This is a genomic window from Streptomyces sp. NPDC058375 (genome assembly GCF_042723425.1).
Classification (GTDB): domain Bacteria; phylum Actinomycetota; class Actinomycetes; order Streptomycetales; family Streptomycetaceae; genus Streptomyces; species Streptomyces durocortorensis.
In genome coordinates, this window is the sequence record NZ_JBHXJG010000067.1 from 21,368 (window position 1) to 30,491 (window position 9,124).

Here is a 9,124-nt window from a genome sequence, read left to right on the forward strand (position 1 = left end):
GGCGGGCCCGACAGGGCGGTGAGACCTACTCCGGGTCCGCCGCCTGGCCGCGGCGGGGCGTGATCGCCGTGAGGTCCAGGTCCACGGTGAACGGCACCGACACCTTCATCCGGTCGTGGAAGATCCCGGTCGAGGTGTACGCGCCGGTGGCCGGCTCCCGCTCGAAGACGTACACCACGGCTCGCCCGTCGTGGTTCTCCACCCGCCAGTAGTGGGGGATGGCCGCACGGGCGTACTTCACGGGCTTGGTCTCCCGGTCGCGGGACCGGGACTCCGGCGAGACGACCTCGATGGCCAGGCGTACCGCCTCGGCAGGGAAGCGGGTCTGGTTCGCGTCGTCGACGACATCGCCGTCGACCACGATCACATCGGGCTCGGGCCGGTTGTAGCGGTCGATGTCGATGGTGAACTCGCGCACGACCTCCAGCTCGGGCGGCACCAAGGACTGCAGCTGCCATTCGAAGAAGCTGACCGCTCGCGAATGGAAAAGGGTCTGCGGACTCACGAAAACGAGGCTCCCGTCGATCAGCTCCGTATGCGGAGGCAGATTCGGGAGTGTGTCCAGGTCATCGGCGGTCCAGCCGCCCTCGGGCGGGACCGCCCACCGCGGCTCGGAGGCCTCGGGTTCGATGCTCATCATTGCTCCCATGGGGAGGAGTCTCGCGGGCCCGACCAGCGTATCCGCCGGGAACCGGATGCGGATGACCCGAACGTGTGAACGCCTCTCGTGCCGCTGACCGCACCGCGCCGCCCGGGACCGGCTAGTCCCCGCCACCTCCCCCGCAGCCGCCCCCGCCCCCGTCGCTCCAGGCGCCGCCGCCGTCACTGCTTCCGCCGCCGGACTGGTTCTGGCGGACGTTGTGGTGGACCGCCGAGGCGAACCACAGGGCGCGGCGTACGGTCTTCATCCCGGAGCGGCCTTCGCGGCCGGCGGTGGTGAGGGTGCCGGCGAGGCCTGTCGCCGAGACGAGGCCGGCCAGGGCGCGGCTGCGCTGGTCCGGGAAGCCCCGGGCCTCCGCCTGGCCGAAGCGCCAGCGGGTCGCGCCGGTCAGGTCCGGGTCGCCCGGGAAGTGCCGCTGGTAGGGGAACAGGCCGAGGAATCGGCGGTGCTCGCGGCGCAGGACGCCGCGTTCCACCAGGTGGTCCAGGTGGCGTTCCTCGGCATTGCGGCCGTACAGCCGGATCCAGCTCTTGGCGCTGGTCCCCGCGCGGAAGCGCTTCTTCTTGGCGGATGGCTGGTCGAGCGTGCTCAGCAGCGAGGCGAGCAGCGGGTGGGCCGGGTCCAGGGGGGTGACCACCTGGACCCGGCCGCGCTCCTCGCGTATCCGGCCCTGGAGCTCCAGCTCGGCGAGGACCGCGCCGGCCGTGCCGTACCGCAGATGCGTGCGGTCGCAGAGCGGCTTGCCGCGCTCCGGGTCCAGCGTCAGCAGGAGCAGTTCCTCGGGCAGCGTCAGCACGGGGACGCCGGGGCCGGAAGGCGCGGGAGTCGTCATGGCGCGGTGACGATCCTTCCGGTGACGTCGCCGAGGCCCACGCGGGTGCCGTGCGGTCCTGGCGCCCAGGCGGTCAGCGTGACCGTGTCGCCGTCCTCCAGGAACGTCCGCTTGCCCTCGGGGAGTTCGAGTGCGTCGCGGCCGTTCCAGGTCAGCTCCAGGAGCGAGCCGCGCTGGGCGGGCTCGGGGCCGCTGACCGTGCCGGAGCCGTACAGGTCGCCGGTGCGCAGCGAGGCACCGTTCACCGTCATATGGGCGAGCTGCTGGGCGGCTGTCCAGTACATCGAGGCGAACGGGGGCTCGGCGACGACCTGCCCGTTGATCTCGACGGTGATCCGGATGTCGAAGCCGCCCGGCTCCTCGTCCTCGGCGTCGTCGAGGTAGGGCAGGAGCGGGAAGTCCCGGGCGGGCGGGGCGGTGCGGGCCGCGTCCAGGGCCTCCAGCGGGGTGACCCACGCCGATACGGAGGTGGCGAAGGACTTGCCGAGGAACGGGCCGAGCGGCACGTACTCCCAGGCCTGGAGGTCGCGCGCGGACCAGTCGTTGAGGAGCGAGAGCCCGAAGACGTGCTCGCGGAAGTCGGCCAGCGGGACCGGGGCGCCGTGGGCGGAGGGGACGCCGACGACGAAGCCGACCTCGGCCTCGATGTCGAGCTTCACCGAGGGCCCGAAGACGGGGGCCGGGTCGGTGGGGGCCTTGCGCTGGCCGCTGGGGCGCACGACGTCCGTGCCGGAGACCACGACGGTGCCGGAGCGGCCGTGGTAACCGATCGGCAGGTGCTTCCAGTTGGGGGTGAGCGCGTCGCCGTCCGGCCGGAAGATCTTCCCGACGTTGGTGGCGTGGTGCTCGCTGGCGTAGAAGTCGACGTAGTCCGCGACCTCGTACGGCAGGTGCAGGGTCACCGCGTCCACCGGGTGCAGCAGCGGTTCGATGTCCGCGCGGTGGGCGGGGACGGTCAGCCAGGCGGTGAGCGCGCGGCGCACATCGCTCCAGGCGGTGCGGCCCGCCGCGAGGAGCGGCGTCAGGCTCGGCCGGTCCAGCAGCCCCGCGTAGGGGGAGCCGAGCGTGTGGGCGGCGGCCCCGGCGTCCAGGACGTGGTTGCCGATGCGGACGCCGACCCGGCGGACGTCGGGGTGGTCGGGGGTGGAGAACACACCGTACGGAAGGTTGTGCGGGCCGAAGGGGTCGCCCTCGGCCAGATCGAGCGGGCTGCTCTGCTCGGGCATGTGGTGCTGCCTCGCTTTCCAGGTCGCGTTGGGGGACACGTTACGTCGGGGCTCCTACCCAGCGGCAGTGCCCCGACTATCCCCAACTGTGCGCATTGCCCGGAAAGTTCAGTGGCCCCCCGGGGGACATCCCCGGGGCCGGAACAGGAGACGCGCGCGCCGCTCAGCCCGCCGTGCGCGGGATGCGCTTCTCCCAGGTGCGGTGGAAGACGACTTCTTCGCCGTCCTTGCAGACCACCTCGTTGGAGGTGATGAAGTCGTGCTCGTCGGCGGCGATCTCGGAGCGGGTCTCGATCTCCACGTCCCAGGCCATCTCCGGGCGGTGCAGCCGGATCCGCCAGTCGGAGCGGGTCCGCGCGGAGAGCGGGTCGTCCTGCTGGATCGTGTACGTCTCCAGGGCGTCCTCGGTGAATTCGAGGCCGTCCGGGTAGACCCGCGTACCGCCGTAGCGGGGGTCGACCTCCAGCCGCCATTCGCCCTTGGCGACGTCGCGGACGACGAGGCGTTCGGGGCGCGGCTCCTCCAGGGTGACCGGGTAGACCACGCCGAGCGGTTCGGACTGTTCCGGTTCGCCGAAGGTGATCGCCGGGTCCTCGGTGTGGCGGCGCACCGGCAGTTCGACGAAGCTGCCGTCCGCGTCGAGGGTGAAGCCCGCCGAGCCGGCCTGCGGCCAGATCCAGGGCCAGTACGAGGAGGAGACGGCGAGCCGGATGCGGTGGCCGGGCGGGAAGGTGTGCCCGATGCCGTTGAGGTCGAAGACGACGTCCTCGGTCTCGCCGGGGGGCCAGTCCTCGGTACGGTCGCGGCCGTGCCGGGCGGCGAGGTTGAGGACGCCCCGGGTGACCAGGGTGGAGGAGCCGTCGGGCGCGACGTCGCAGAGCCGGGCGATGGCCTGGCCGCGCGGGACGTCCATCCGGATGCGGAGCTTCACCCGGGGGCGGCCGAGGATCTCGATCGGCGCCTCCTCGACGGGGAATTCGAACGAAACCGACTTGGCGTCCTCGTCCCGCTGGTCCGGCGGCAGGTCCGCGTCGTTGCCGAACGGGAAGAAGCGGCCCGCGTCCACGCCGGTCTGCTGCGGCGATGCGACGATCCGCTCACCGCCCTGGAGGGCGTACGCCACCGGGGAGACGTTCTCCGAGGGCCAGGAGGCGTCCCCGACCCAGCGTCCTGGCAGCGTCTCGTACACCGTGGCGGGCGGGTGCGAGCCGCTGATCCAGGACCGCAGCAGCGGCTCCCGCATCACGCCCGTCTCCTTGCCCTTGAGGTGCTGGTTCCACCAGCGCAGCGTCTCCTGGAGGAAGCCGATCCCGGGCCCCGGCGGCAGCCCCCGGTCCGGGTACTGGTGCGACCACGGCCCGATGATCCCGCGCACCTGCGCCGGGTCCAGGTGCTCCACGAGCCGCAGGACGGTGTCGCGGTACGGGTCGTGCCAGCCGCCGACCGCCAGCACGTTGGCCTTGATCGCGCCGTAGTCCTCGCAGACGCTGCCGTGCTTCCAATAGGCGTCGCGGCTCTGGTGGGCCAGCCAGGTGTGGACGAAGGGGTCGACGGCCTCCAGCCGCTTCAGCCACATCTCCTTCCAGTCGTCGCCGACCTGCGCCGGGTCCGGCGGACGGCAGACGAAGGCGAGCATGGTGGCCGCCCAGGCGTGCATGTCCACCGCGAGGACGGAGCCGCCCATGTAGTGGACGTCGTTGTCGTAGCGGTCGTCGGCCGAGCAGACGGTGACGATCGCCTTCAGCGGCTCGGGGGCGAGCGCGGCGATCTGGAGCGAGTTGAAGCCGCCCCACGAGATCCCGAACATCCCGACCCGGCCGGAACACCACTCCTGCTGGGCCAGCCAGTGGATGACGGCGACCCCGTCCTGAAGCTCCTGCGCGTCGTACTCGTCGCCCGGCAGCCCTTCGCTGTTGCCGTGGCCCCGGACGTCGACCCGTACGGAGGCGTAGCCGTGGCCCGCGTACCAGGGGTGGCGCTGCCAGTCGCGGGGCGCGGTCCAGTCGCTCAGCCGGTAGGGCAGGTACTCCAGCAGGGCGGGGACCGGTTCGTCGGTCAGCGGCCGCCAGATCCGGGCGTAGAGCAGGGTGCCGTCGGGCAGCGGGATGCGGACGTCCTCGCGGGTGGTCTCGTACGGGAACTCGGTCGTGATGTTCATGGGTCACCTCGGTGGGGGACGGGGGACGCCTCTGCGGGGCTGCTGGGGGCTAGTGGACGGGGTGCATCGTGCGCCTCAGCCAGGGCGCGGCGAGGATCATCGCCACACCGGCCGCCACGGCGATCGCCCCGTTGACGCCGAAGTACGCGGGGTTGGAGACCTCGCCGTACAGCTTCACGATCTGGGCCTGGATGCCGTTGGCCAGGGCGAGGGAGAGGAACCACAGGGCCATCGTCTGGCTGGCGAACGCCTTCGGGGCGAGCTTGGTGGTGGCGGACATGCCGGAGGTCTCCAGCAGGATGTCGCCGAGCCCGAGCAGCAGGTACGAGCCGACGATCCACCAGGCCGCCATGCGGTACGTGTCGTCGGCGTGCCCGGAGGTCGGCAGGACCATCAGGAGGAAGGAGAGCCCGCCGAGGATCACGCCGAACGCGATCTTGTTGGAGGCGTGCGGCTGGCGGGGCCCCATCTTCGCCCAGACGGCGGCCACGACCGGGGCGAGCGCGACCTCGAAGGCGCCGAGGGCGGAGGCGTACCAGCTGGCCGGGAAGGTGAAGCCGAAGACCTCGGTCCGGGCGTTGGTCGACGCGAGCAGCATCATCGTCGAGTACGCCTGGAAGAGGATGAAGTTGAAGACGACGGACCCGAGGAAGAGGACGACGTACGGGCGCAGCCTGCCGCGCTCCTCGGCGGTGACCCGGGGGGAGCGGAACATCACCACGAAGTAGACGACCGGGGCGATCACCGAGATGACGGTGAGCACGTCGACGAACCGGTCCATCGTCAGCCAGCCCGCCAGGGCCAGTGCGGTGGCGACGACGGCGACCACGACGGCCCCGCCGACGATCAGCCGGACCGCGCGGCGCATCGCGTCGGGGGCCAGCGCGAATTCGGCGGCGTGCTTACGCCCGGCCAGGTGACGGCGGCCCGCGACGTACTGGATCAGGCCGAAGGTCATGCCGATCGCGGCGGCCGAGAAGCCCCAGTGCCAGCTCCAGTGCTCGCCGAGCCAGCCGGTGATCAGCGGTCCGGCGAACGCGCCGATGTTGATGCCCATGTAGTAGAGGGCGAAGCCGGCGTCGCGCCGTTCGTCGTCGGTGCGGTAGAGCTTGCCGACCATGGAGGCCACATTGGGCTTGAGCAGGCCCGTTCCGGCGCTGATCAGGCCGAGGCCCACCCAGGTCATGGCGTCGGTGGGGACGGCCATGGAGTAGTGGCCGCAGGCGATGAGGATGCCGCCGTAGAGCACCGCCCGGTACGAGCCGAGGATCCGGTCGGCCAGCCAGCCGCCGGCCACGGAGACCAGATAGACCAACGTCCCGTACGCCGCGGAGACGGAGGCGGCGGTGCCGGGGTCCATGGCCATGCCGCCGTTGGCCACCGTGTCGGCGAAGAACAGCACCAGGATGGCCTGCATGCCCAGGAAAGAGAACCGCTCCCAGACCTCCAGGCCCGACAGGGTCATCAGGCCCCGTGGCTGCCCGAAGAAGGCGTGGTCGTCCTCGGGCGGGGGCTGGGCCGGCTCGGCGGCGGCGGGACTGTGGGACAAAGCGGAGACTCCTGATCGTATGAGCTGATCCCGAACATACCGGCGGTGATGGGAAGCCGCCCACGGTGATCCATAGCGGACCGGATACGCTGAAGTTGTTTCGAGACCTAGCGACACATCGACATCGAGTGTGATCGTCAGCAGACAGGAGATGCCCCCGTGACCGTCGTCGGGCCGTTCGGACTGCACGTGCGGGACCAGGCTCTTGAGGCCGATGTCCAGTCGGGCCTGGCCGCTGTCGAGGCGGGGCTGCTCGAAGCCACCAAGAGCGACGTCCCCTTCATCACGGACGCCGCCCAGCACCTGGTGCGTGCGGGGGGCAAGCGGTTCCGTCCCTTGCTGGTCATGCTCGCGTCACAGTTCGGCGATCCCGACGCGCCGGGAGTCATCCCCTCGGCCGTCGTCGTCGAGCTGACCCATCTGGCCACGCTGTACCACGACGACGTGATGGACGAGGCCGACGTGCGGCGCGGGGTGCCCAGCGCCAACACCCGCTGGGGCAACTCGGTGGCCGTCCTCACCGGCGACTTCCTCTTCGCCCGCGCCTCCCACATCCTGGCCGACCTCGGCCCCGAGGCCGTCCGTATCCAGGCGGAGGCCTTCGAGCGGCTCGTCACCGGCCAGATCCTGGAGACCGCGGGCCCGCGCGACGGCCGCGACCCGGTCGCCCACTACCTGGACGTGCTCAGCGGCAAGACCGGCTCGCTGGTCGCCGTCTCCGGCCGGTTCGGGGCGATGATGTCCGGCGCGGACGAGCGGACCGTGGACGTCCTCACCCAGTACGGGGAACGGCTCGGCATCGCCTTCCAGCTCGCCGACGACGTCCTCGACATCGCCTCCGACTCCCACGAGTCCGGCAAGACCCCCGGCACCGACCTGCGCGAGGGCATCCCGACGCTCCCGGTCCTGCGGCTGCGCGCCCAGGCGGCGGCCGACGGCAAGCCCGACGACCTGGAGCTCGTCGAACTGCTCGACTCCGACCTGGGCAGCGACGACGCGCTGAACGAGGTGCTGCGCCGGCTGCGCGCCCACCCGGCGCTGGAGCAGGCCCGCCAGGACACCGTGCACTACGCCCAGGCGGCGCGCGCCACGCTCGCCCCGCTGCCCGAGGGCTATGCGAAGGCCGCGCTGGAGGAGCTGTGCGACGCGGTGGTGCACCGCGCGGGCTGAGGTCCGGGAGGCCCCCGATGTGCGGGGGCGGTGACGGTGTGTCACCCGGACGGGGGCGATACCCCTACTGGTTGGCGTACATACCCCTTCCGGTTGTCATACCGGAGCAGTAGGCGGAGTTGATTCCCCGGGCTGACGCTTCGAACCGCCTGATTTGGTCAGATGGTTAACAACGGAAGCCGCCGACCACGGAGGTAGGGCACACCATGGCACCGAACGACAGCGCAGAGACCACCGGCGAGGCCACGAGCACTGTCGTGGGCCGCCGGAAGGCGGCGCGCTACATCGTCCCCGTCGCGGTCGCGGGGGTGGCGGCCGCGACCATCGGGCTCGTCCCGGCGCTCGCGAGCTCCGGCGACCCGGACCTGCCGAAGATCAGCGCACAGGAACTCGTCGAGAAGATCGCCGCTTCCGACGAGGAACAGCTCTCCGGCACGTTCAAGATCAGCACCGACCTGGGCCTGCCCCTCGACGGCCTCGCGGGCTCGCTCGTGCCCGGCGGCGAGGGCAAGGAGGGCGGCAAGGACGGCGGCGCGGCGGCCCCGCAGGACAAGCTCATGGAGCTGACGTCCGGCACGCACACGCTGCGGGTGGCCGCCGACGGCCCGGAGCGGCAGAAGCTCTCCGTCCTCGGGGACGCGTCCGAGTACAGCGTCATCCACAACCAGGGCGAGGTCTGGGCGTACGACAGCAAGTCCGACGAGGTCTACCACGCCGAGGCTCCCGAGGGCCGGGAGGACGGCGGCCACGCGGAGAAGGCCCCCAAGGCCCCCAAGGCTCCGAAGGGCGCTCCGGCCACCCCGAAGGACTTCGCCGAGCAGGCGCTCGCGGCGGCGGGGGACACCACCTCGGTCACCGTGGACGGCACGGCGCAGGTCGCCGGGCGGGACGCGTACCAGCTGCTGATCAAGCCGAAGCAGTCCGGTTCGACGATCGGCTCGATCCGGATCGCCGTGGACGCCGAGAACGGCGTACCGCTGAAGTTCACCCTGGCCGCGGCGAGCGGTGGCAAGGCCGTGGTCGACGCCGGGTTCACCAAGGTCGACTTCGCCAAGCCGGCCGCGTCCACGTTCGCCTTCACGCCGCCCAAGGGCGCCAAGGTGACCGAGGCCGACGAGCTGGAGACCGGCAAGGACGAGCACGGCGCGGCGCAGAAGGCGCTGCCCGGGCAGCTGGCCGAGCTGGACGGCCTCGCGGGCGAGGGCGGCTTCAACGTCATCGGGGAAGGCTGGACCTCGATCGCCGAGATCAAGTCCCCCGGCGGCAAGGGCCTCCCCGAGGCCGGCTCGGACGACATGCCGGCCGAGGCGCAGGGCTTCATCGACGCGCTCGGCGACAAGGTCACCGGGAAGTTCGGCTCGGGCACGGTCTTCAAGACGCGCCTGGTCAACGCCCTGCTGACGGATGACGGCTCGGTGTACGTCGGAGCGGTGACGAAGGACGCGCTGGTGCGCGCAGCCGACGCCGCCGCCAAGTAGAACCGTTCCAGGGACACCTGGACACCCGGCCGCCGTGGCCGCCACGCACC

At 71.5% G+C, this 9,124-nt stretch carries 7 protein-coding genes; 2 read left to right on the plus strand and 5 right to left on the minus strand.

Annotated features, from left to right (window positions below; all coding sequences use genetic code 11):
* Positions 1 to 25: 25 nt before the first annotated feature.
* From ACFWM7_RS14070 to ACFWM7_RS14090, 5 genes are all read right to left on the minus strand, one after another.
* Positions 26 to 637, minus strand: a complete 612-nt coding sequence (locus ACFWM7_RS14070; RefSeq protein ID WP_383259921.1) for a Uma2 family endonuclease — start codon at positions 635 to 637, stop codon at positions 26 to 28.
* 124 nt (positions 638 to 761) lie between these two features.
* Positions 762 to 1,493, minus strand: a complete 732-nt coding sequence (locus ACFWM7_RS14075) for a GPP34 family phosphoprotein (protein ID WP_383259923.1) — start codon at positions 1,491 to 1,493, stop codon at positions 762 to 764.
* The gene (fahA, locus tag ACFWM7_RS14080; RefSeq protein WP_383259928.1) at positions 1,490 to 2,719 is read right to left on the minus strand and encodes a fumarylacetoacetase; all 1,230 of its coding nucleotides are present in this window, start codon (positions 2,717 to 2,719) and stop codon (positions 1,490 to 1,492) included. The genes ACFWM7_RS14075 and fahA overlap by 4 nt, the downstream gene beginning before the upstream one ends.
* A gap of 163 nt (positions 2,720 to 2,882) precedes the next feature.
* Positions 2,883 to 4,877: a CocE/NonD family hydrolase gene (locus ACFWM7_RS14085; protein WP_383259931.1), complete on the minus strand. Its 1,995-nt coding sequence runs from the start codon at positions 4,875 to 4,877 to the stop codon at positions 2,883 to 2,885.
* A gap of 49 nt (positions 4,878 to 4,926) precedes the next feature.
* Positions 4,927 to 6,426, minus strand: a complete 1,500-nt coding sequence (locus tag ACFWM7_RS14090; RefSeq protein ID WP_383259933.1) for a peptide MFS transporter — start codon at positions 6,424 to 6,426, stop codon at positions 4,927 to 4,929.
* A gap of 159 nt (positions 6,427 to 6,585) precedes the next feature.
* Here ACFWM7_RS14090 and ACFWM7_RS14095 point away from each other — a divergent pair, with 159 nt between their 5' ends.
* On the plus strand, positions 6,586 to 7,596 hold the full coding sequence (locus ACFWM7_RS14095; RefSeq protein ID WP_383259937.1) for a polyprenyl synthetase family protein: 1,011 nt from the start codon (positions 6,586 to 6,588) through the stop codon (positions 7,594 to 7,596).
* Positions 7,597 to 7,802: 206 nt separating this feature from the next.
* The gene (locus ACFWM7_RS14100) at positions 7,803 to 9,074 is read left to right on the plus strand and encodes a DUF2092 domain-containing protein (protein WP_383259940.1); all 1,272 of its coding nucleotides are present in this window, start codon (positions 7,803 to 7,805) and stop codon (positions 9,072 to 9,074) included.
* Positions 9,075 to 9,124 lie beyond the last annotated feature (50 nt).

What these genes read in the sequence shown, in the direction of transcription:
- ACFWM7_RS14070 (WP_383259921.1), bottom strand. Translation starts at nt 637, where the DNA reads ATGAGCATCGAACCCGAGGCCTCCGAGCCGCGGTGGGCGGTCCCGCCC.
- ACFWM7_RS14075 (WP_383259923.1), bottom strand. Translation starts at nt 1,493, where the DNA reads ATGACGACTCCCGCGCCTTCCGGCCCCGGCGTCCCCGTGCTGACGCTG.
- fahA (WP_383259928.1), bottom strand. Translation starts at nt 2,719, where the DNA reads ATGCCCGAGCAGAGCAGCCCGCTCGATCTGGCCGAGGGCGACCCCTTC.
- ACFWM7_RS14085 (WP_383259931.1), bottom strand. Translation starts at nt 4,877, where the DNA reads ATGAACATCACGACCGAGTTCCCGTACGAGACCACCCGCGAGGACGTC.
- ACFWM7_RS14100 (WP_383259940.1), top strand. Translation starts at nt 7,803, where the DNA reads ATGGCACCGAACGACAGCGCAGAGACCACCGGCGAGGCCACGAGCACT.